Here is a 21,916-nt window from a genome sequence, read left to right on the forward strand (position 1 = left end):
ATTTTTTTCGCCCTATTACAAATGTAAAGGTTTATACCCCCTATACAAATGCCAAGGTTTTAAGCAAATGTTATCATTAATTTAATTTACTATTGAAGTGTTGAATAAAAAAAATGGTAGTTTGTTTTAATGTGAGGCTGTAAATTCGTATTCCCTTTCAACAAGACAGATTCTTATTTTGTACCATTTATACCATTCGTTTTTCCCTATTTCCTGTGCAGCCAGGTGTTTTAGATTAGATTTCCATCTTGATATAGATTCCAGGTTTTCCCAATAGCTTACAGATATCCCTAACTCCCCTGTTGCACTTTCAAATCCCAAGTAACCCGATTGTTTTTTGGCTAATTCTTCCATTTGTTTTGACATTAGGCCATATCCTTTATCCCCGGAAGTCCTGGTGCTGGTGAAGATTACGGCATAATAGGGTTTTTTCATGATCGTTTATAAAATAAAAGCTCGTTCTATAAAATAATTCACAATAGCTTCTTTCATTAATACAGATTGCTCTCCTGCCTTTAATGGTGGAAGTGTTTCCTTTACAATATAATGAGGCCAACCTTCCTCATCAAAAAACTCAAACTCATAATATCCGTAAGGTTCCAATAGTTTGCATATGGCTATGTGCATCAGATTAACTTTCTCTTCCTTTTTGTACATCCTGTGGTATTGACCTAACTCCTGGACGCCAATAAGGTAAATAATCCCATCTAAATCCATTGGATCTCCATCTGAAAACTTGGAAGATAATTTCTTATTGAGCTCCTCCCACCTATCTTTTAGTTGACTATCTCTACTCATTTTTATTATCATAAAAGATTTAAAATTCGAAATTAATCCTGAACCCTTCTTTTAGAAAAATTCAAAGGTACAAATCAAAATTCTATATTTGTGTAAACAAATTTCCGTGAATCTTCTGGATATCATTCTGGGTTTAGTACTGGCGTATGGCCTTTACAAGGGTCTGAAAAATGGTCTCTTTGTTGAAATTGCATCACTCGCCGCTATTATAATTGGCCTTTATGGTGCAATTCAATTTTCTTACTTAACTGGTAACTACCTTTCTCTAAAAATGGATTGGGATGAAAATTACATTAAAATAGCGGCGTTCATAATTACTTTTGTGGCTATTGTGATTCTGGTAAATATGTCCGGAAAAATACTTACTAAAATTGCAAATTTTGCTATGCTTGGATTAGTCAATAAGCTTGCAGGAGGTTTATTTGGAATATTAAAAACTGCGGTTATTATTGGTACGCTTTTGTATTTTTTTGAAAGTTCAAGTTCTTCGTTTAATCCAACTGATAATAAGACGGTTGCAGAATCTATTCTTTATAAACCGGTCAGAGATATAGGCGCTCTGGTTTTCGGAAATGTAATTGAAGTATTTAATGACTGATAATTGATGAAAAGTGCCGTTCATCGAAAAAAAAGGGTTTTTCATGTGCTTTTTTCATAATTTCTTTAATATTACCAAGATGATCTTTTTAATAAGGATCCAAGAGAACACCCCACTCTTTCATTACCCTACTTACAAATAGAACACTATATGAAAATGAGATTGCCTATCGCTGTCTCGGTTTTATTTGTATTATTGGCTGGATCTTGTAGCACAGAGTCCATAGAAAATACAAATATTCCGAGTTCTGAAAATGCTGTTTTGGTAGAACACGCACTTTTGGATATAGTTAATGACCATAGAAACAGCTTGGGGTATTCATCATTGCTTTTTAGCGAAGTTGCTTATGAGTATGCCAACACTCATACCGATTATATGATTGCCAAAGGCAGTTTAAGCCATGATAACTTTAGTTCAAGAGCCTCCAAAATTTCGAGCGAGGTTAATGCTGAATACGTAGCTGAAAATGTTGCCAAAGATTACCCAGATGCTACCACGGCTTTGGAGAATTGGCTTGAGAGCCCTAGTCATCGTAAAACAATTGAAGGCGAATTTACGCATACGGCTGTAAGCGTAAAAAAAGACTCCAGTGGTAAATTCTATTTTACTCAGTTGTTCTACCGATAATCTACACCAGAAAAAATTCTTTTATTACATTTGATAGGGAGTATTACTTTTAATACATTCTATTATCATTCCTTAATAATTAGAAAACAATGTCTATAAAACCTCCATTTAATCTTCAGAAGTGGATTGAAGAAAACAGAGACTTACTAAAACCCCCTGTAGGAAATAAGAATTTATATAAAGATGCCGGTGATTATATAGTTATGATCGTTGCCGGGCCAAATGCACGAAAAGACTATCACTACAATGAAACGGAGGAACTTTTCTTTCAATTAGAAGGTCATATAGAAATATATTTGCAGGAAGACAGACAAAAAAAAACAATGAAACTTGGGCCTGGCGATATGTACCTGCATCCTGCAAAAGTCCCCCATTCTCCCGTTCGGCATGAAGGCTCCATTGGATTGGTAATAGAACGCAGAAGAGACCAAATGCAAATAAAGGACGGTCTTCTTTGGTTTTGCGATAATTGCAACCATAAACTTTATGAAGCTTATTTTACACTACACGATATTGAAAAAGACTTTTTATCGCATTTTTCATATTTCTACGGATCGGAAGAGTTAAGGACCTGTGATAATTGTGGAACGGTTATGTCCGTTGATGATAGATTTACCGCTATAGAAGAAAGATAAAAAATGAAACTTACGATTACTATTTTTATCGGAATTGTGGCAGCACTACACCTATATTTTCTTTGGTTCGAAATGTTTGCCTGGACTACCAGGGGTAAAAAGATCTTTAAAAAATTTCCTGAGGACATGTTTGAACCAACAAAATCTCTGGCAGCAAACCAGGGCCTGTATAACGGCTTTTTAGCTGCTGGCCTTATTTGGACTTTTTTTATTCAGGATCCCTTTTGGGGTGCAAATATTTCTATCTTTTTTCTGAGTTGTGTTGCAATTGCCGGTATTTATGGAGCGCTAACTGCAGATAAAAAAATATTCCTTGTGCAGGCACTACCTGCCTTGATTGCACTACTTCTAATCTTTGTTAATCTAGCCTAAGATTCCATAACTTTCACGTCACATAATCACTATTATTCGTAGCTTTGTCAGAATTTAACAAACTACCTTTTAAAAGTTATAAAATGACACTAGTTGCCGTAGATTTTGGAATAGACCAAGCATTGGAAAGATTAGGAATAAAGGAAATCAATAATGGCACCTCAACGGGTTCCGATAATTTTTCTTCAGGAGAAGTTATCGAATCATTTTCCCCGGTAGATGGTGCTTTAATTGGTAAAGTAAAAGGGACCTCCCAAAATGATTATGATAAAGTTATAGAAACTGCCTCCAAAGCATTTCATATTTGGCGATTAAAACCCGCTCCCCAAAGAGGCGAAATTGTTCGCCAGTTTGGAGATAAACTACGCGAATTAAAGGAACCCTTAGGTAAGTTAGTTTCATATGAAATGGGGAAGTCTTATCAGGAGGGTCTGGGTGAAGTACAGGAAATGATAGACATATGTGATTTTGCTGTAGGGCTATCTCGACAATTACATGGACTAACCATGCATTCAGAAAGACCAGGGCACAGGATGTATGAACAATACCATTCTTTAGGAATTGTAGGAATAATTTCGGCTTTTAATTTCCCCGTCGCGGTCTGGGCGTGGAATACCGCACTAGCTTGGATTTGTGGCGATGTTTGTGTTTGGAAGCCATCAGAAAAAACCCCACTTTGCGGCATAGCCTGTCAAAATATTGCCGCTGAGGTGTTCAAAGCTAATGGCCTTCCGGAAGGTATCTCCTGTTTGATTAATGGGGATTATAGAGTTGGTGAAATGATGACAAATGACAATAGAGTTCCTTTGATTTCGGCTACAGGTTCTATTCGCATGGGAAAAATTGTTGCACAAGCAGTTGCAGCAAGATTAGGGAAATCTCTCCTTGAATTAGGTGGCAATAATGCGATCATAGTTACCCCGGATGCAGATATTAAAATGACGGTTATAGGAGCTGTGTTCGGAGCAGTTGGCACTGCTGGCCAGCGATGCACTTCAACAAGAAGACTTATCATACATGAATCTATTTATAACCAGCTAAAAGATTCAATAGTTACTGCCTATAAGCAATTACGTATTGGAAACCCACTGGATGAGAATAATCATGTAGGGCCTTTAATAGATAAAGATGCTGTAACGATGTATAAAAAGGCCCTTGAGCAAGTAATAGCAGAAGGTGGAAACTTGATCGTGGAAGGTGGTGTTTTGGATGGGGAAGGTTACGAAAGTGGTTGTTATGTATATCCGGCCATTGCCGAAGCGGATAACAACTATGAAATAGTGCAACATGAAACTTTTGCACCTATTCTTTATTTGTTAAAATATTCAGGTGATGTACAAAATGCGATAAAATTGCAAAATGGCGTTGTTCAGGGTCTTTCCTCGGCCATTATGACCAATAATTTAAGGGAAGCCGAGAATTTTCTTTCAACCGCTGGCAGTGATTGTGGTATAGCCAATGTAAATATTGGCACCTCGGGTGCTGAGATTGGAGGAGCTTTTGGAGGAGAAAAGGAGACAGGAGGTGGACGTGAAAGTGGTTCTGATGCCTGGAAGGTTTATATGCGAAGACAAACCAATACGATTAACTATACTGCTGAATTGCCTTTAGCTCAAGGTATAAAATTTGATTTGTGAAGATAAAACCTGCAGGGACTTAAAGCTGGTTCCGTTTAAGTGTTACTAAGGAACTCAAAAATGTCTGCAGGCATTTATAAAACACAAAAAAATCCTTTGTTTAATTAAAAGGGAGAGGTTAATTAAAAGACTTATTTTTCGATTCTATTGATTTTGTTCGTGAATCTTGCAACTCCCATGCGCTAAGATTAATACTCCAAGCACTACTATCATACAACAATAAGTGAAATCTTCCCAAAATTGGTTTTTTAAATCTTTTATTCTCAACTGAGAAGTCAATTTACCTTTAAAGTATTGTATAATAACAAGGGGACATCATTAGAATGTATCATTTGCGGCAAAAAATATGCAATAGGAAGAAGAGGTTGTATATTTTGAAATAAAAAAACCGCTGTTATCTATGAAAGAAATAACAACGGGATTCTTAACTAACCAAACTAATTCAAACTAGTAGTAAGTATTAATTGAACACTATTTCAATGCCGGATTCTTGTCGGGAGAAATAGGGCTGCAGCTTAATTTTTAACAAATATCCTAAATGGTAGTTTAATTCAATGAAAGAAAGTTATAAATGGCGTAAAAAAATGTGTAATTGGCAGTTATTAAGGTATGTGCAGTATTCATTCATGTTAATAAGGAGCATCTTAGTCATTATTAGAGGGTTAACCAGATAACTCAAGGCATAAAGGTTTTCAATTTTAACAAAATTTAAGATTTTTTTAATACATTGTATACAGAACAACAAATAGTCAATTACCAATGACAAAAAAGACTACGAACTTGCTTGGGATTATAATTACCATATTATCAGGGATTTATTTTTTTGTTATGTACTGCAGCGAATGTGGATTATAAGATGACCTTGCCAGCTTAAAAAGTGTGGATTCTTCTATTGCCCAAAAGGCAATGGATTTTGAAAAAGCCAGTGATAAGAGCAAGGAAGAATTATTGTATAAGAACTAATTAAATAATATAAACTTATGACTTTAGAAAGTATTAACATCTGGTGTTGGCTTATCCCCTTACTCGTAGGTATTCTTTGTGCTATTTTTGGATATTTATTGGGTAAAGGTGCAAATACAGCTATTGACCATTCTTCAGAGCTAAACTTACTGAAAGATCAAAATGCAAAATTAGAAGCTGATCTTGCTGCTTGTAATAAAAAATTGGCTGCTGAAAGTTCAGCTGTGGTTTCTTCCGAAATTGCATTTAATAAAAGTGCCGCCAAGGCGGCATTTGGAAAAAATATAAAACAGGATGATCTGAAGGTGGTAGAAGGAATAGGTCCCAAAATTGAAGGCCTTTTTCACAATTATGATATAAAGACCTGGAAGGCCTTATCTAAAACTTCTGTTTCCAAGTGTCAGCAAGTATTGGACTCAGGAGGTGATCGTTACAAGGTTCATGATCCCGCATCGTGGCCAATGCAAGCAAAAATGTGTTCTGAGGGAAAATGGAAAGAATTACACAAATGGCAGGTAGAACATAAACGTGGTAAATTATAATTAAAAAGACCGGATTTAATCCGGTCTTTTTAATTATAGCATTCCGTTGGCCTCTACCCATTTAAACCGAAATTGATCCTCACTTAGTCTCATTCTTTCGGCGATACGTTGTAATCGATCTGGCATTCCTACAAGATAGTCTCTGGCTTTCTGGGCTTCATCTGACAAGCTTCTTATTCCTTCCAGATCCCAATATTGATTTAATTTATTAAAGATGTCTATATAATCCTGAGAGGTATATACTCCCAACCTTTGCGCACAGTTGGAGAAATTTTCAAATGCAAGTCCGATTCCCTCTCCAGATTCCCTCAAAAAATGAGCGGGCATTACAATTTTTCTTTTCATCATATCTGCATATGCAAGCATCATCCCATTAGGGTCTTGTCCAAATATGGTCTTTACGAATTCTCTATATGCCAAATGATGCCGCATTTCATCACCGGCAATTATGCTACACATTTTACTTAGAAGTATATTCCCTTTTTTCTTGGCCATCTGACCTACCCTTTTATGCGAAATATTGGTAGCTAATTCCTGAAATGAAGTGTATACAAAATTCTTATACGGGTCTCTGTCTGTGCCTATGTCAAAACCATCATTAAGCAAGTACTGAGTTGAGATCTCAACTTCTCTCATATTTACTCTACCCGAGAGATAAAGAAATTTGTTAAGTACATCACCATGCCTGTTTTCTTCAGCGGTCCATGCTCTCACCCATTTGGACCATCCACTGGGTTCTTCCGTGTGTTGGTTAATTCCCTCAACATCCATTAACCAGGATTCATAAGTTGGCAAGGCTTCTTCCGTAATTGTATCTGCAACCATGGTTACCCAAAAATCATATCCCAACTCTTTAGATTCCTCTCTGATTTGTTCTACCTCATCAAAAAAATTTTCACTTCGCGAATCGGGAAGAAAGTCCGAGGGCTGCCATATCTCATCAATAGGAATCAAAAATGAATCCATAAACCCGGCAACTTTAGGTTCAATTGCCTGCATCACCTCCAGCCTTATATTTTTAGTAGACATATTTATTTTTATTGCAAAGTACGACAATAAAATTCTGAAATTATCGCAGATATAATGCAAATATTAATTTCTTCCTTTTTCATTCGGATAAAAAAGATGCACCGGATCACTTTGCCAAACTTGTTTGGAATCTACATCCATAATTGACAAAGGCCCTTTAAAAGCAGCACCTGTATCAATATTCCAGACATTTGCCGCCCTTTGAGGTAAAGTTTTCCCAATTCTGGTTACAGGGGTATGACCAATGTAAATTTCGCGGTAATTGGCGAGTCGATCGGGATAAAATAAGTCTGTTTGCGTTAGTTCCGGATTCAGAGATAATGCCAATTCCCATAAAGTTCTATCCCAGTAAAAAATTTGGGGAAAATATTCAAATTTGGCACCTTTCAAGTTAGTAAAGCCTGCATGAACAAATAGGCGGTTTTTATCATCCAGGTAGTAATTATCCAGATTGTCATAAAAATCCATATGAACTCTTTTCGGTCCATCACCCAGAATTTCGTAAGACGTTTTGCTCGCCATACCACCATGTTGCAACCACATAGGCCTATCCTTCCCTGTTCTCAACCATTCATAACAAAGCTCATCATGGTTACCCCTTAAAAAAATACATTCATGTGTAGCTCTTAGTTCAATCAAAAAATTAACGGTTTCAACAGCCTGGCTCCATCCGTCAACATAATCTCCCAAAAAGATAAGCAGATCATCTTCACCTACCCTAGCCCTTTCTAAAACTTGTTGTAAAGCTTTCAGCCCTGAATGTATATCTCCGATTACCAACGTCCTCATTTGGCAAAATTCGCTATAATTCCGATGATGACAATAATAAAAAGTATGAGAAAGAATATTTTCCAGAAGGAATAGGGTCGAATACCATGGATATTACCGGTTTGTCCGTTGATATAAAAATGATATTCTTTCCCTTTGTACTTGTAGAAACTAATATAAACAGGCAAGAGTACATGCTTAAAAGTTTCTTTTGAAAGTTTTATATCAGAATGATGAATCCGTTGTGTATCGCCTCCAATATCATGTCTTATCCATGAATGAGCTATCGCCTTGGCTTTTTGAAATGATTTGCGATGCCCTTCTCTCAAAGGAATTGTGTATTTTTCAGTTACAAAACCCGAGAGATATTTTGAATTAAATGTTCTAAGCTCTTTCAAATTCCAATGTGATATATTTGATGGAACTTCTCTTTGTTTTCTTTCCGAAGCATTGATCAGGATATCATCTACAAAGCCATCTACCGTTCCATAAGCAGGTGTCCAGCGTGTTTTTCTTACCTGCCTGGTTTGAGTTCCATTTTTAGTTCTATATGTTTGGGTTTCGTAATAATAATCACCCCTTTGACCTTCGTACGATGCAAAGAGTTCCGCGTCAAAAGTCCAAAAAGGGAGGTAAAGACCGTGAATAGCTTCCGGATCTAATGCAGCACGTTTAAGTTTATTTGGCGCAAACCACAAACCTTTCACCCAATTTGTGAATATCCTTCCTGCCTTTTTACTATCAAATTGAAATGGAACCAGCGCCCCTGGCAGTATCCAACCTTCTCTTTCTATATCTTCTCTAATAAGCGGTTCTCCGCAATAAACACAATGAAGCGACTTGTAATTTTCTTCAACATGTTGGTTAGCGCCACAATTCTTACAATGCAGAAGATCTATTGTTTCTGTATATGCATTATCCCCTACTGCTTTAATATAATGTTGCAGTTCAAGTTCTTCAAAACTTTGCTTTGTTTTTTCAATAAATTCTTCATATCCGCAATACTCACATTTAACCTGATGTGAACCTGGTTTGTATTTTAGTTCCGCTCCACAATTGGCACAGGACTTTTTCTGTTCAGAATACTGGGTTTCTTCCATTTGTAATTATCACCAAAATCCGTAAAATTGACATGGAGTATTTAAGCTTTCCGTTACTACGTTTGAGGTAATGGTGGTGGTGTACTGCCACCCAAAAAAGCCTTTAACTCCTCTATTTCTTTAAGTGCTGTCCACCCTATAAGACCTTGTTTCCATACCAGAGAATCCCGGTTAATAGTCCTATTAGCAAAGAGTTCCTTTAATTTATCAAAAGTAACAGGGCCGAGTTGTTGCCCGTTTGCCGCATAGTAATACATTACCTGAACAGGAATTGGAGGTGGTAAAGCAGCTCCTTGCGGCTGTTGTGAAGTAAAGGGTTGTTGTGCCGGCTGCCCCATTAAAGTCCCCATTTGTTGTGCCAAAACAAAACCCATGCCCATACCCATTCCTGCTCCGGCAGTACCGCCTTCATTTTTGGCAGCAGCTTCCATGGCTTTTGCTGCCTTAAATTGAGTGAGTTTGGACAAGTCTAACTTTTCTAATCTGCTGTAATCAAAAATCTCCTTCTTCAGTTCTTCGGGCATGGAAACGTTTTCTATATAGAATTTTTCCAACTCTATCCCTACACGTTCAAATTCCGGTTTCATAACTTCCTGGCAAGTTTCGGAAAGTTCACTTGTATTGGCGGCGTATAATTCCAGAGGTAGGTTTGCCTCCCCTACAGTATCTGTAAAACGCGTCACAATTAAACTCTTGAGATGTTCGTTAACCTCGTAATTTGTAAAATTACCATCAGTTCCAACCACGTCTACCACGAACTTGCCGGCATCGCTAATTCTAAAACTATAGGTTCCAAAAGCCCTTATCTCAGTTAACCCAAAGCGTTCATCACTTAACATAACCGGGTTTTTTGTTCCCCACTTTTCATCTGTAAACAATCTGGTATTAACAAAATATACCTCTGCCTTAAAAGGGCTGTCAAATCCATATTTCCATCCCTTTAAAGTGGTTAGAATAGGAAGGTTCTTGGTATTTAGAGTATGTGTCCCCGGTTTAAAAACATCCGCTAATTGACCCTCATTTACAAATACGGCTATCTGGCCTTCTCTAACCACTAATTTGGCATTATTTTTAATTTCATTCTGATAGCGCTCAAATCTGTGAACTATGGTATCATTAGTTGTGTCAATCCATTCTACGATATCAATGAATTCCTGACTTAGTTTCTTTTTAATCTCATCAAATAGATTCATTTTTTTAGATTTTTAATTCCAGAAAAAGGTAATCATTTCTTTAAAACAGACCAAGTGTCTTTTCTATATATAAAGGATTAAGACAATGGTGAGAATCGATTTAATAAATAGTTCTGTTTTTTTTGGAGTAACACCTTATTTCTCATTACTTTGGGAATTGCTTTAAGTATATATCTATGAAAGAAGTGTTTTGTATAGGTGAATTGCTTATAGACTTTGTTGCCGAAAAACAAGGTTGTAATTTATCTTTAGCCAGTGAATTCACAAAAAAAGCAGGTGGTGCTCCGGCCAATGTAGCCTGTGCTATAGCCAAACTTGGAGGGAAAAGTTCATTTATTGGTTGTGTTGGTGATGATCCTTTTGGTACATTTCTATTGAAGGTGTTGGAAGATGAAGACGTGGACATTTCTTTAGCTCAACGTTCAGAAACTTTTACTACTCTGGCCTTTGTTTCTATTGATGAAGACGGAGAACGTGATTTTGTCTTTAGCAGGGGTGCAGATAAGGAACTTAAATACAGTCCGGCGATTAAGAAAAAATTTAATAAAAACATTGTTCATTTTGGCGCTGCGACGGCACTTTTGGGCGGAAGTTTAGAAGAAGCCTATGGACGATTTTTATTTGATGCCATAACACAAGAGGCCTTTATCAGTTTTGATCCAAATTACAGAGCCGACCTATGGAAAAACAAAACTGATATTTTTATAAAAAAATCTATGCCCTTTATTGAAAAATCTACACTCTGTAAGTTTAGTTTAGAAGAGGCAAAATTAATTTCAGGAAAGGAAAATATTTTGGATGCGTGTGAATTTTTCCATGAAGCCGGCTCACAAATCATCACCATTACTCTTGGTTCTGAAGGTACATTTGTAAGTTCTCAAGGGCATTCAAATACAATCCCCAGTATTATGGTAAAGCCAGTTGATACAACTGGTGCAGGAGATGCCTTTATTGGATGCTTGTTAAAACAAATTTCTACTTTGGACAATATAGAGAGTGCTAAAAGCAATCCCGATTTGCTTTTTAAAATGATCGCTCAAGCAAATAAAGCCGGTGCAATTACAACAATGAATTACGGAGCAATAAAGTCATTGCCAACTCAAATTCAACTTGACGATTAGAATGAACCAAACCTCATTACACAGGATGTTGGCTTCAAATAAGCCGGATAATCCGGAGAAAGCGAATCTAAAAGAATTATTTGATTTAAGATTATCCACAAACCTTTCAATTATACAAAACCTATTCTTATCTCTATACCCTGAGGCAACCTTACAAAATTCATTTCCTTTATTGTTGGAACTTTTACCTGAACTTTATAAGAAAAGACCTGAAAACCTTAAAATTCAGGACCTGAGAAGGCTTAAACATGCTAATTGGTATCAATCAGAAAAAATGGTTGGCATGCAATTGTATGTAGATCACTTCAATAAGAATCTTAAAGGTCTAGAAACTAAAATTGGATATTTTGAAAAACTAGGCGTTAATCTTTTACATATCATGCCTGTTACAACAAGGCCTAAAGGAGAAAATGATGGAGGATATGCGGTCAACAGTTACACCCAAGTGGACAAAAAGTATGGTTCCAAAGCAGACTTGTTGAACCTAACAAAAAAACTGCGCTCTAAAAATATGCATCTGATGATGGATTTTGTTGTAAACCATACTTCAGATGAATTTCCATGGGCAAAAAAAGCAATGGCCGGTGATAAAAAATACCAGGACTATTATTATACCTACCCGGACAGGAAATTGCCAGATGAATTTGAATCTTCCCTGCCGGAAGTGTTTCCTCAAACCTCCCCTGGAAACTTCACTTTTAATACGAAAATGAATAGGTGGGTTATGACTGTATTTAATGATTATCAATGGGATCTCAATTATACAAACCCAATGGTGTTTATGGATATGCTCACTAATCTGGTAGAATTGGCCAACTTAGGTGTGGATGTTATTCGCTTTGACGCCCTCGCATTTCTATGGAAGAAATTGGGTACAAATTCTCAAAATCTACCCGAGGCACATAGCTTAGTTACCCTCTTTCGCATGTGTTTACAAGTCGTTGCTCCCGGGGTTGTTCTGTTAGCTGAAGCTATAGTTTCTCCTCAGGAAATTATCAAGTATTTTGGAGAAGGTATTAATAAAGGTAATGAATGTGAAATTGCCTACAATGCCACTTTGATGGCGCTTCTTTGGAATTCAATCGCTACAAAAAAGACTCATCTCTTGTACAAAAATCTCATGAATTTACCAAGTAAGCCCATAGAAGGGACCTGGATAAATTATATCAGATGCCATGACGACATTGGACTTAGTTTTGATGACCGCTATATATACGAAGTGGGCTGGGATGCGTCTTCACACAGGAAGTTTTTATTGGATTACTATTGTCAAAAACTAGATTGGTCACCGGCTATGGGGCAAGTTTTTATGTATAATCCAAAAAATGGTGATGGAAGGATTACCGGCAGTGCTGCTTCTTTACTCGGATTGGAAAAAGGATTAGATCAGAACGATGAGGAATTGATAAAATTGGCGGTAAATAAAATCCTAATGTTACATGCCATTATATTATCCTATGGTGGAATTCCCATGATCTATGCCGGTGATGAAATAGGGACATTAAATGATTATTCTTATCTTAAAAATAAAGATTTAAAAGAAGATAACAGATGGGCTAACAGACCTAAACAAGATTGGAAAACTGTGGCCGGATTAGATAAAATTGACACCCCACAAACACAAATCTTCCATTCCCTAAAAAAACTAATTAGGATTAGAAGAAATACACCTGTATTTGCTGACATAAACAATTTATTACTGCATCCTACCCCAAACGCACATATTTTTATGTTCGAAAGAAGAAATAATTCTGATGAAGATGTCCTTGTAATTTGCAATTTTGATGAAAAGTTGCATATGATAGATACCGCTGGTGTTGCCTCCAAGGGTTATGTGGCAGGAGGTAAACTTAAGGACCTGGTATTAGGAGAAAGCATTACTTTAAAAAGTAGCTTGTTAGAAATAAATCCCTATCAAATTTTATGGCTCAGCAAGTCTTAGCTATATTTTACTTTTCTTAAGATTCGAAAAGACTCCTTCAAGGATTCGTAAATGTTTATATCGTATTTTTTTAATAGAGGCCGAGCTGTTTCCATTAGATCTTTCGCCTCTTCAAAACCATTAAAATAGCAAATAAGATAAGTTGCCGGTAAATGTTCCAAATCCAATTCCTCTGAACGCTTGAGTGATTCACCCTTTTTAATTTTTTGCAAAATAGCCTTGTTTGAATTAAAAATATGATACAAGGTCTTTTTATCATATTGTGGTGGTTCAAAAATTAAATCACTTTGAATTTGATAGGTTCCGTTGTCTGAGAAAAATATATCCACTTTTTCCAAAGGATAATATTTTTGTTGATTCCCCAAGCCCAACTTCACATACTCCATGATGGTAAAAGATTCATCATTAAAGTCTATTGAAATTTCATCCAGGGCAGAATAGAAAAGTTTAACCTGTTCATTAATAAGTTCTATATCCACACGTGAATAAAAAACTTCGCTTTTTACCTTTTTTTGATTTCCCGCCCAGCAGAGTACAAATTGTTCTTTAAAAACTTTATAGTTGCTAATCAGATCCTTATGTCTGTTATTTATAAAATCTATTACGCCATCAAGGGTAAGTTCTATATTATTTCTGGCATGTTGTTCTAAAGTAGCAACAGTATCTGAGTTGATATCTTTTAATACAATTCCAAAAGCCTTAGGCATGCTTATACTTCCGTCTCTGAAAAAAACTGCGCCCCCGTAATATTTCCATATATTGCGACGCAATGCGCACACCTGGCCATTAGAGCTTATCGTAACTAACCCAACCACCTTACCTTCAGGTAAGTGCGGAAACGGAATATTTTCATAAGAGATCAAAGGAGGGTTATCGAGATAAGCATTCACAAGGTTTTGAATCTTACTGTCATCAAAGAAATCTACCCCAACAATTTTATTGTCTTCATCCTCAACACCAACAACAATAAAGGAATTATTATTTGGATTGCTATTAGCAAGTGCGCAAACATGTTTTAGGAATTTAGCTTTACCTTCTCGCTTACCTATATTGATAAACCTTTTTTTATCATAAAAACTATTCTCGTCATTATGAGCCAAAAGGTTTTTTACCAGTAGGCGTTTATTAATCATATTGTTTTCTTCACTATGGTACTACTTGCCTGTGCGGTGGGCATAACTACGAGATCTGCAATATTTACATGGTAAGGCCGTGATATTACAAAATAAATTATATCTGCTATATCTTCAGGTTTTAAAGGTTGAAACCCCTGGTAAACACTGTCTGCTCTTTCAATATCCCCTTTAAATCTGACATTGCTAAACTCCGTTTCAACCAATCCAGGGTTAACAGCACCTACGCGTATTCCATAAGTGTTCAAATCAATTCGCATTCCCTGATTAATTGCATCAACCGCATGTTTACTTGCACAATAAACATTCCCTTTGGGATAAACTTCTTTACCGGCAGTTGAACCTATATTTATTATATGTCCCGAATTACGCTCCACCATCTTCGGTAAAATTGCCCTGGAGACATATAGCAGGCCTTTAACATTGATATCGAGCATAGCATCCCAATCCTCAAGATTTCCTGTTTCTATGGGGTCCAAACCATGGGCATTCCCTGCATTATTAATCAAAATATCTATCTGAGAAAATTCTTCAGGCAATGAGCTGATCGCATTTGAAACGGCATTTTTATCCCTGACATCAAAATTCAAAGTATAGACATCAGTTAGTGGCTCTAATTGCTTCTGCAATTTTATTAAAAGTTCTTCTCTTCGTCCACAAATTATCAATCGGATATCCTTCGATGCGAAAAGTAGCGCCGTAGCCTTTCCTATGCCACTGGTTGCGCCGGTAATAAATGCTGTTTTTTTCATTAAAATAATTGTAATGATTACTAATTAGGGAACCTTATGTCCCTGAGATGCAACTAATAACAAAAACCAATCTTCCAACTCCAAATCAATTTCAGTGGCCCCCACAGAAGCCTTTAATCGTTCCTTGTTGGTTGTGCCAACAACCGGGTGAACTTTGGAAGGATGATTTAAAATCCATGCCAGGAGAATTTGACTGTCATCTGCCTCATATTTCTTTTTAAGGCGCTTTAGCACTTTTTTTATTCGCTTCCTTCTTTTGTTATCCTCCCTAAAATAGCTCCCTAAGGGACTCCATGCCATGGCGGTCCGATTATGCATGATACAATCCTCAAAAGTACCGTCATACATTAACTTTTCGGCTGTTAAGGAAAATTCAACCTGGTTAGCGGTTACCGGTAAAGCCGACTCTATTAGGGCAATTTGCGCAGGAGAGAAATTAGACACTCCAAACTCCCTTATTTTACCTTCTTTTTGCAAATAAAGAATGGCTTCTGCAATTTCATCGGGTTGCATTAACGGGCTGGGTCTGTGCAGTAAAAAAAGGTCTAAATAGTCAGTTTTAAGTTTAGACAGAGAACGCTCTGCAGACCATATAATGTATTCTTTAGAATAATCATAATGTTTTACTTTATTCTCTCTGGCCTTACAAACATATTGTATTCCACATTTAGTAATAAGTTGTAACCGTTCTCTGGGTATTGAACTTTGAAAAAACGCTTTTCCAAACGCTTCTTCATTATCATAACCTCCATAAATATCGGCATGGTCAAAAGTTGTTATTCCATTTTCAACACAATAGCCAATAAGGTCAGTCATTTGATCTTTTGTAAGATTCTTCCCCCAACTTCCCCATGTCATGGTTCCGGCAATAATTTTTGAATAAGATATCCGGTTTTTCATAAGTATGTGAAAATATAAAATAAATCCCTTAAATACTTCATAAAACTTAGGGTTCTAGGCATTTTTTAACCAATCATTAACAGCACTTATATAAATAAATTTTCAATTTGCGCACTACTGTGATACCAACAGATTAAAAACCAAAAAATAAAAATTATTTATGGAGGAAAATACTACTGTAGATATTAGTGCTGTTAATGAGAAGATTGCACAGGAAAGTGTTTTTATAGACCTGCTTGTTCTGGAAATGAATAAAGCCATTGTAGGTCAAAAGCATATGATAGAGCGATTGTTGATAGGGCTTTTGGGCCAGGGTCATATTTTGTTAGAAGGAGTCCCCGGACTTGCAAAGACTCTTGCGATAACCACTTTGGCAAAGGCGGTTAAAGGTAGTTTTAGCAGAATTCAGTTCACTCCAGATCTTCTACCAGCAGATGTCGTGGGAACAATGATATATAATATGAAAGTGAATGATTTCTCAATAAAGAGAGGTCCTATATTCGCCAATTTTGTATTAGCTGATGAAATTAACCGCGCCCCTGCCAAAGTGCAGTCTGCGCTATTAGAAGCCATGCAGGAAAAACAAGTTACAATTGGTGACGAAACTTTTATACTTGATAAACCATTCCTGGTTATGGCTACTCAAAACCCGGTGGAACAGGAGGGAACATATCCGCTCCCTGAGGCTCAGGTGGATCGTTTTATGCTAAAAACGGTTATTGATTATCCTAAGATGAATGAAGAACAACTTATTATAAGACAAAATCTTCAGGGAATACTTCAGGATGTTAAACCTGTTATCTCACTTAAACAAATTCTTAGTGCTCAACAGGCAGTACGAGAAGTCTATATGGATGAAAAAATTGAAAAATATATCCTCGATATAGTATTTGCCACAAGATATCCGGAAAAATATAATTTGGGAGATCTTAAACCACTCATAAGTTTTGGAGCATCTCCTCGTGGGAGCATTAATCTGGCAAATGCAGCTAAATGTTATGCTTTTATAAAAAGACGTGGTTATGTAGTTCCGGAAGATGTACGTGCCGTTGTGCATGACGTACTAAGGCATAGAATTGGAATTACCTATGAAGCGGAAGCAGAAAATATTACTTCAGAAGAAATAATCAACCGGATTGTTAACGAAATTGAAGTGCCATAATAGTTCAACCTATGTAGTTCAGTGCTGTAAAGGGCATTTGCTTATATAACTAAAAAGCTTGAACCCGAATGGATACAAAAGAGTTATTAAAAAAAGTTCGTAAGATTGAAATTAAGACCCGCCGTCTTTCAGATCACATATTTGGAGGGGAATACCATTCTACATTTAAGGGTCGTGGGATGACTTTTAGCGAAGTCCGTCAATATCAGTTTGGCGATGATGTAAGAAGCATTGATTGGAATGTCACGGCCAGATATAACGAACCTTTTGTAAAAGTATTTGAGGAGGAAAGGGAGTTAACCATGATGCTTATGGTAGATGTCAGTGGCTCTGAACTTTTTGGTACAACGAATAGGTTTAAAAAGGATATTATTACAGAAATATCAGCAACTCTGGCATTTTCTGCACTCCAAAATAACGATAAAGTTGGTCTTATACTTTTTTCTGATGAAATTGAACTTTTTATACCCCCTAAAAAAGGAAATAGTCATGTTCTGAGAATAATAAGAGAATTACTTGAATTTTCTCCAAAAAGCAATAAGACTAATATTGCGGAAGCACTTAAATATCTAACTAATGTCATGAAGAAAAAAGCAATTGTATTTGTGCTTTCAGATTTTATGGCGACGGATTATAAACAAACACTAAAAATTACGGGTAAAAAACACGATGTTACAGGTATTCGAGTTTATGACGAAAAGGAAGAGCATATTCCAAATTTAGGGGTAGTGCAAATGCTGGATTCTGAAACTGGTTCACTGAAACTTGTAAATACGCAATCAAAAAACGTTAGGAATGCTTACGGGGAATACTATAGAAACAGGGTAGGCTATTTCAAGGAAACTTTCAATAAATCGGGATGTGGTATTTTGGATTGTCGAGTGGATGAGAGTTATGTTAAAAAGTTATTGGGTTATTTTAAGCGAAGAGGATAAATGAATAAGTTTTCAATGAAATTAAGACGTATTACTAGTTCCTGGTCTGGCCCGGCGCTCTTCTTATATCTTTTATTTTTTGCGAATTCTATAATTGCTCAGTTGCAACCCGTAATAACATCAAAAATAGACACTACCAACATTAAAATTGGTGAACAACTTCATTTTACGGTTACAGTTGAAGCAGATTCAACTGCTCAGGTATTCTTCCCTGAAGGTCAGACTTTTTCACCATTGGAAACTGTTGAAGCTTTTAAAACGGATACAACCCGAAAAAAAGATAGGATAACTCTGCAAAAAATATACGCGCTAACACAATTTGATTCCGGATCTTATGTGCTGCCTGCTCAGCGCATTGAAATTAACGGGGCTGGGTTTTTTACAGACTCACTTAAGGTTGATGTTGCCACGGTACCCGTGGATACAGTGAACCAAAAAATGTATGATATAAAACCTTTAATAAGCGTCCAAAAAAGTAATAGTGCATTTTGGAAAATCTTCCTGATTGTTTTGCTTATTGCCGGAATTGCAGGCGGCCTTATTTATTGGTTCATATTTCGAAAAAAACCATTGACAGAAGAGGAAAAAGTGGCATTGCTCCCTCCTTATGACAGAGCACTTTTGGAATTGAAACGATTAGAAAATTCTAAATATTTAATTCAGGATAAGTACAAAGTGTATTATTCAGAATTAACGGCAATAGTACGATCCTATCTTGAAGAAGAGGTACATATTTCAGCGATGGAAAGCACCACAAGAGAATTGATTCAAAAATTAGAATTGCTGCGGGATGCAGGTGAATTAACGCTACAGGATAATACAATTAAACAATTTGAAAAAATACTGCAAACAGCTGATCTTGTAAAATTTGCAAGGTCCAAACCCCTTACATCAGTTGCCGAACAGGACAGAAAAGCTATTGAGGAGATCGTTGTTAAAACGAAAGAAGCCCTGCCTGAACCTACTGAAGAAGATTTGTTGGAACAGGAAGAGTACCAGGAGGTAATTGCTCAGAAAAAACGGAAAAAGAAAATAATATCAATTGTGTCTGCTGCGGCAATTGTATTACTTGTCTCCCTTGGTGGCCTTATAACCTATTTAGGTCCTTCTTATGTTTGGGACACTATGACAGGCCATCCTACAAAAACACTTTTAGAAGGAGAATGGGTTTCCAGTTCGTACGGATATCCACCAATAATTGTTGAAACTCCAGAAGTATTAGTAAGACAACAAGTTAAGCTCCCTCCGGATTCAAAGGCCAATATAAAAGAGCTGCAGGCTTTTATGTATAGAAGTGAAAAAGGTTTACTCACTATTGGCACAACTTCGACCACATTAAATAAACCTGAAGAACCAGATTTCAATCAGGTTGTTGAGCAAATATTGCAAAATTTTGAAGACCAGGGCGCAAAAAATATTATTACGAAGCAAGAAGAATTCGTGACCGTATCTGGTGTAAAAGGAATTAAAGTTTTTGGCCGGGGTAAATTTACATTACCTAACTCAAAAGAGTTAGTTAGCGGACAATACACAATTATTCTTTTTGGCGGAAATGGTTTTCAACAGCAGTTAATCTTATCATGGTTAGATAAAGATACTTACGCTGAAGAAATTGTAAATAGGATAATAGGTTCATTAGAAGTAAAAACAGAGGCATAAATGTTAGATAATATAGAATTTGCAAATCCTCAGCTTTTTTGGTTGCTTTTATTGCTTCCAGCGGCTTTGATATGGCATATCTTCAAGCATAAAGAGGAGACTGCCTCTCTGAAAATTCCGAGTGTTGATGGGTTCACTGCTAACGACCTTTTGCCAAAATTAAAACCAGTATTATTTGTGTTCCGTTTATTAGCATTGACAGCAATTATAGTAGCAATGGCGCGTCCTCAAACTGAAGATATTTCCACTCGAACCAAAACCACCAAAGGTATTGATATTGTGATGGCAATAGATGTTTCTTCAAGTATGTTGGCAAGGGATTTAAAACCAAACCGACTATCGGCGCTTAAAGAAGTGGCAGCAGATTTTATTAGACAAAGGCCAAATGATAGAATTGGCTTAGTGGCCTATGCAGGCGAAAGCTATACTAAAACACCAATAACAAGTGACAAATCTATTGTATTAAATGCGCTTAAAGAAATTACCTATGGTCAATTGAACGATGGCACAGCCATTGGTATGGGCTTAGCAACTTCGGTTAATAGGTTAAAAGAAAGCAAATCTATAAGTAAGGTAATTATTTTACTTACTGACGGAGTTAACAATTCCGGGTTTATTGAACCACAAACGGCCGCTGATCTTGCTGTGGAATTTGACATCAAGACGTATACTATTGGCTTGGGCACTAACGGAAATGCTCTCTCACCAGTTGCTTACAATGAAGATGGCTCCTATAGGTATGGGATGAGACAGGTTGAAATAGATGAGAAATTACTTAAATCTATTGCCGATGCAACAGGAGGACAATACTTCAGAGCAACAGATAATGAAAAATTAGAGGCAATTTATGATGAAATAAATAAATTGGAGAAAACAGAAATAGAAGAATTTAAGTATTATAAATATGAGGAGAAATTCAGACCATGGATTCTGTTGGCAGGGGCATTACTAATTGTTGAATGGTTCCTGAGAAATACCCTCTTCAGAAGTTTTATTTAAAATATGATCCAGTTAGACGAGAAAATATATTTCTATCTTTTGTCCATTATTCCGGTAATGGTCGTTATTTATGTATTGCTCCAAATTTGGAAAAAAAGGACCCAAAAGAAATTTGCAACTTCCGAGCTGTTAAAAAGACTATCCCCAAACAAGTCTAATTTCAAATCAGTATTGAAATTAATTTTCCTGATATTAGGGCTTTCATTTTTGGTTTTGGGGCTGGTAAACCCAAAAATTGGAACGAAATTGGAAACAGTAAAACGAGAAGGAGTTGATATTGTCTTTGCCATTGATGTCTCAAAAAGTATGTTAGCTGAGGATATTGCTCCAAACAGACTGGAGAAATCTAAACGCCTGGTTTCCGAAATTATTAATCAATTGGCAAGTGATCGAATTGGTATTATAGCGTACGCTGGTCAGGCGTTTCCTCAGTTGCCAATAACCACAGATTACGGTGCGGCCAAAATGTTCCTCCAAAGCATGAATACAGATATGCTTTCGTCACAAGGGACTGCTATAAATGAAGCAATTGAGTTGGCATCTACTTATTTTGATGATGAGGAACAAACGAACAGGGTTTTGTTCATTGTTTCAGATGGTGAGGATCATTCCGAGGGTTCAACAATAGACGCTGTTGAATTGGCGGTTGACGAAGGAATAAGAATTTTTACCATTGGTGTTGGAAAGACAAAAGGCAGTCCAATTCCCATCAAAAGAAATGGTATAGTAGAAAGTTTAAAAAAAGATTCACAGGGTGAAGTGGTAATCACTAAACTAAATGAAGATATCTTAGAGGAAATTGCCGACGAGGGTAATGGGGAATACGTAAACGGATCAAATACAGAAGATGCTGTGGATTTTATTAAAGAGCAATTAAATCAAATGGACAAAAAAGAATTTGAAGCCAAACAATTTGCCGAATATAAAGATCAATTTCAATGGTTTCTGGGCATTGGTCTTTTGTTTCTATTATTGGAGGTTTTTCTCCTGGACCGAAAAACCCAATGGCTTAAAAAAATGAATTTGTTTAACGAGAAGGAAATTCACTAAA

Annotated in this window: 22 protein-coding genes; 13 read left to right on the top strand and 9 right to left on the bottom strand. The window is 36.5% G+C overall.

The window, feature by feature from the left end; translation table 11 throughout:
• Window positions 1-126 precede the first annotated feature (126 nt).
• Complete coding sequence (locus ABJH90_RS13390; protein ID WP_348141250.1) at window positions 127-435, bottom strand: antibiotic biosynthesis monooxygenase; 309 nt, start codon at window positions 433-435, stop codon at window positions 127-129.
• 6 nt (window positions 436-441) lie between these two features.
• Window positions 442-798 (bottom strand): hypothetical protein, encoded by a 357-nt coding sequence (locus ABJH90_RS13395; RefSeq protein ID WP_348141248.1) that lies wholly within the window; start codon window positions 796-798, stop codon window positions 442-444.
• A gap of 88 nt (window positions 799-886) precedes the next feature.
• On the opposite strand from ABJH90_RS13395, the gene ABJH90_RS13400 reads away from it, so the two are divergent.
• The 6 genes from ABJH90_RS13400 to ABJH90_RS13425 all read left to right on the top strand — a co-directional run bounded on the left by ABJH90_RS13400 (window position 887) and on the right by ABJH90_RS13425 (window position 6,172).
• Complete coding sequence (locus tag ABJH90_RS13400) at window positions 887-1,396, top strand: CvpA family protein (RefSeq protein ID WP_348141246.1); 510 nt, start codon at window positions 887-889, stop codon at window positions 1,394-1,396.
• A 150-nt stretch (window positions 1,397-1,546) separates the two neighbouring features.
• Window positions 1,547-2,023 carry a CAP domain-containing protein gene (locus ABJH90_RS13405; RefSeq protein WP_348141244.1) on the top strand — a complete coding sequence of 159 codons (477 nt, stop codon included), beginning with the start codon at window positions 1,547-1,549 and terminating at the stop codon, window positions 2,021-2,023.
• 89 nt (window positions 2,024-2,112) lie between these two features.
• Complete coding sequence (locus ABJH90_RS13410) at window positions 2,113-2,658, top strand: 3-hydroxyanthranilate 3,4-dioxygenase (protein ID WP_348141242.1); 546 nt, start codon at window positions 2,113-2,115, stop codon at window positions 2,656-2,658.
• Window positions 2,659-2,661: 3 nt separating this feature from the next.
• Window positions 2,662-3,030: a DUF1304 domain-containing protein gene (locus ABJH90_RS13415; protein WP_348141240.1), complete on the top strand. Its 369-nt coding sequence runs from the start codon at window positions 2,662-2,664 to the stop codon at window positions 3,028-3,030.
• Between the two features lie 83 nt (window positions 3,031-3,113).
• Window positions 3,114-4,667, top strand: coding sequence for an aldehyde dehydrogenase family protein (locus ABJH90_RS13420; RefSeq protein WP_348141238.1), 1,554 nt, complete (start codon window positions 3,114-3,116; stop codon window positions 4,665-4,667).
• 980 nt (window positions 4,668-5,647) lie between these two features.
• Window positions 5,648-6,172 carry a hypothetical protein gene (locus ABJH90_RS13425; RefSeq protein WP_348141236.1) on the top strand — a complete coding sequence of 175 codons (525 nt, stop codon included), beginning with the start codon at window positions 5,648-5,650 and terminating at the stop codon, window positions 6,170-6,172.
• Between the two features lie 33 nt (window positions 6,173-6,205).
• Here the strand turns inward: ABJH90_RS13425 and ABJH90_RS13430 are convergent, their stop codons facing one another.
• From ABJH90_RS13430 to ABJH90_RS13445, 4 genes are all read right to left on the bottom strand, one after another.
• Window positions 6,206-7,201 carry an acyl-ACP desaturase gene (locus tag ABJH90_RS13430; protein WP_348141234.1) on the bottom strand — a complete coding sequence of 332 codons (996 nt, stop codon included), beginning with the start codon at window positions 7,199-7,201 and terminating at the stop codon, window positions 6,206-6,208.
• Window positions 7,202-7,264: 63 nt separating this feature from the next.
• Window positions 7,265-7,990, bottom strand: coding sequence for a metallophosphoesterase (locus ABJH90_RS13435; RefSeq protein WP_348141232.1), 726 nt, complete (start codon window positions 7,988-7,990; stop codon window positions 7,265-7,267).
• Window positions 7,987-9,069: a DNA helicase PriA gene (locus tag ABJH90_RS13440; protein WP_348141230.1), complete on the bottom strand. Its 1,083-nt coding sequence runs from the start codon at window positions 9,067-9,069 to the stop codon at window positions 7,987-7,989. The genes ABJH90_RS13435 and ABJH90_RS13440 overlap by 4 nt, the downstream gene beginning before the upstream one ends.
• 56 nt (window positions 9,070-9,125) lie before the next feature.
• A complete protein-coding gene (locus tag ABJH90_RS13445; RefSeq protein WP_348141228.1) occupies window positions 9,126-10,262 on the bottom strand; it encodes an SPFH domain-containing protein in 1,137 nt (378 codons plus the stop codon).
• A 176-nt stretch (window positions 10,263-10,438) separates the two neighbouring features.
• On the opposite strand from ABJH90_RS13445, the gene ABJH90_RS13450 reads away from it, so the two are divergent.
• Complete coding sequence (locus ABJH90_RS13450; RefSeq protein WP_348141226.1) at window positions 10,439-11,383, top strand: carbohydrate kinase; 945 nt, start codon at window positions 10,439-10,441, stop codon at window positions 11,381-11,383.
• 1 nt (window position 11,384) lies between these two features.
• A complete protein-coding gene (locus ABJH90_RS13455; RefSeq protein WP_348141224.1) occupies window positions 11,385-13,325 on the top strand; it encodes an alpha-amylase family protein in 1,941 nt (646 codons plus the stop codon).
• On the opposite strand, the gene ABJH90_RS13460 is transcribed toward ABJH90_RS13455, so the two are convergent.
• The 3 genes from ABJH90_RS13460 to ABJH90_RS13470 are packed head-to-tail and all read right to left on the bottom strand — an operon-like array spanning window position 13,322 to window position 16,110.
• Complete coding sequence (locus ABJH90_RS13460) at window positions 13,322-14,458, bottom strand: ATP-binding protein (protein WP_348141222.1); 1,137 nt, start codon at window positions 14,456-14,458, stop codon at window positions 13,322-13,324. The two genes, ABJH90_RS13455 and ABJH90_RS13460, sit on opposite strands and share 4 nt — an antisense overlap.
• Window positions 14,455-15,210 carry an SDR family NAD(P)-dependent oxidoreductase gene (locus ABJH90_RS13465; RefSeq protein ID WP_348141220.1) on the bottom strand — a complete coding sequence of 252 codons (756 nt, stop codon included), beginning with the start codon at window positions 15,208-15,210 and terminating at the stop codon, window positions 14,455-14,457. Before ABJH90_RS13465 ends, ABJH90_RS13460 begins: the two co-directional genes overlap by 4 nt.
• Before the next feature lie 24 nt (window positions 15,211-15,234).
• Complete coding sequence (locus ABJH90_RS13470) at window positions 15,235-16,110, bottom strand: aldo/keto reductase (protein WP_348141218.1); 876 nt, start codon at window positions 16,108-16,110, stop codon at window positions 15,235-15,237.
• A 160-nt stretch (window positions 16,111-16,270) separates the two neighbouring features.
• Here ABJH90_RS13470 and ABJH90_RS13475 point away from each other — a divergent pair, with 160 nt between their 5' ends.
• The 5 genes from ABJH90_RS13475 (at window position 16,271) to ABJH90_RS13495 (ending at window position 21,915) form a co-directional block, all read left to right on the top strand.
• Window positions 16,271-17,272: a MoxR family ATPase gene (locus tag ABJH90_RS13475; RefSeq protein ID WP_348141216.1), complete on the top strand. Its 1,002-nt coding sequence runs from the start codon at window positions 16,271-16,273 to the stop codon at window positions 17,270-17,272.
• A gap of 68 nt (window positions 17,273-17,340) precedes the next feature.
• Window positions 17,341-18,207 (top strand): DUF58 domain-containing protein, encoded by an 867-nt coding sequence (locus tag ABJH90_RS13480; RefSeq protein ID WP_348141214.1) that lies wholly within the window; start codon window positions 17,341-17,343, stop codon window positions 18,205-18,207.
• Complete coding sequence (locus ABJH90_RS13485) at window positions 18,208-19,866, top strand: hypothetical protein (RefSeq protein WP_348141212.1); 1,659 nt, start codon at window positions 18,208-18,210, stop codon at window positions 19,864-19,866. It abuts the gene before it with no gap.
• Complete coding sequence (locus ABJH90_RS13490; RefSeq protein WP_348141210.1) at window positions 19,867-20,865, top strand: VWA domain-containing protein; 999 nt, start codon at window positions 19,867-19,869, stop codon at window positions 20,863-20,865. It begins immediately after the preceding gene.
• Window positions 20,866-20,868: 3 nt separating this feature from the next.
• Window positions 20,869-21,915 (top strand): VWA domain-containing protein, encoded by a 1,047-nt coding sequence (locus ABJH90_RS13495; RefSeq protein ID WP_348141208.1) that lies wholly within the window; start codon window positions 20,869-20,871, stop codon window positions 21,913-21,915.
• Window position 21,916 lies beyond the last annotated feature (1 nt).

It is taken from the genome of Eudoraea sp., from assembly GCF_039969275.1.
Lineage (GTDB): Bacteria > Bacteroidota > Bacteroidia > Flavobacteriales > Flavobacteriaceae > Eudoraea.

Coding starts and splice junctions, on each gene's coding strand:
- ABJH90_RS13390 (WP_348141250.1), bottom strand. CDS start 435: ATGAAAAAACCCTATTATGCCGTAATCTTCACCAGCACCAGGACTTCC.
- ABJH90_RS13395 (WP_348141248.1), bottom strand. CDS start 798: ATGAGTAGAGATAGTCAACTAAAAGATAGGTGGGAGGAGCTCAATAAG.
- ABJH90_RS13405 (WP_348141244.1), top strand. CDS start 1,547: ATGAAAATGAGATTGCCTATCGCTGTCTCGGTTTTATTTGTATTATTG.
- ABJH90_RS13410 (WP_348141242.1), top strand. CDS start 2,113: ATGTCTATAAAACCTCCATTTAATCTTCAGAAGTGGATTGAAGAAAAC.
- ABJH90_RS13415 (WP_348141240.1), top strand. CDS start 2,662: ATGAAACTTACGATTACTATTTTTATCGGAATTGTGGCAGCACTACAC.
- ABJH90_RS13420 (WP_348141238.1), top strand. CDS start 3,114: ATGACACTAGTTGCCGTAGATTTTGGAATAGACCAAGCATTGGAAAGA.
- ABJH90_RS13425 (WP_348141236.1), top strand. CDS start 5,648: ATGACTTTAGAAAGTATTAACATCTGGTGTTGGCTTATCCCCTTACTC.
- ABJH90_RS13430 (WP_348141234.1), bottom strand. CDS start 7,201: ATGTCTACTAAAAATATAAGGCTGGAGGTGATGCAGGCAATTGAACCT.
- ABJH90_RS13435 (WP_348141232.1), bottom strand. CDS start 7,990: ATGAGGACGTTGGTAATCGGAGATATACATTCAGGGCTGAAAGCTTTA.
- ABJH90_RS13440 (WP_348141230.1), bottom strand. CDS start 9,069: ATGGAAGAAACCCAGTATTCTGAACAGAAAAAGTCCTGTGCCAATTGT.
- ABJH90_RS13445 (WP_348141228.1), bottom strand. CDS start 10,262: ATGAATCTATTTGATGAGATTAAAAAGAAACTAAGTCAGGAATTCATT.
- ABJH90_RS13450 (WP_348141226.1), top strand. CDS start 10,439: ATGAAAGAAGTGTTTTGTATAGGTGAATTGCTTATAGACTTTGTTGCC.
- ABJH90_RS13455 (WP_348141224.1), top strand. CDS start 11,385: ATGAACCAAACCTCATTACACAGGATGTTGGCTTCAAATAAGCCGGAT.
- ABJH90_RS13460 (WP_348141222.1), bottom strand. CDS start 14,458: ATGATTAATAAACGCCTACTGGTAAAAAACCTTTTGGCTCATAATGAC.
- ABJH90_RS13465 (WP_348141220.1), bottom strand. CDS start 15,210: ATGAAAAAAACAGCATTTATTACCGGCGCAACCAGTGGCATAGGAAAG.
- ABJH90_RS13470 (WP_348141218.1), bottom strand. CDS start 16,110: ATGAAAAACCGGATATCTTATTCAAAAATTATTGCCGGAACCATGACA.
- ABJH90_RS13475 (WP_348141216.1), top strand. CDS start 16,271: ATGGAGGAAAATACTACTGTAGATATTAGTGCTGTTAATGAGAAGATT.
- ABJH90_RS13480 (WP_348141214.1), top strand. CDS start 17,341: ATGGATACAAAAGAGTTATTAAAAAAAGTTCGTAAGATTGAAATTAAG.
- ABJH90_RS13485 (WP_348141212.1), top strand. CDS start 18,208: ATGAATAAGTTTTCAATGAAATTAAGACGTATTACTAGTTCCTGGTCT.
- ABJH90_RS13490 (WP_348141210.1), top strand. CDS start 19,867: ATGTTAGATAATATAGAATTTGCAAATCCTCAGCTTTTTTGGTTGCTT.
- ABJH90_RS13495 (WP_348141208.1), top strand. CDS start 20,869: ATGATCCAGTTAGACGAGAAAATATATTTCTATCTTTTGTCCATTATT.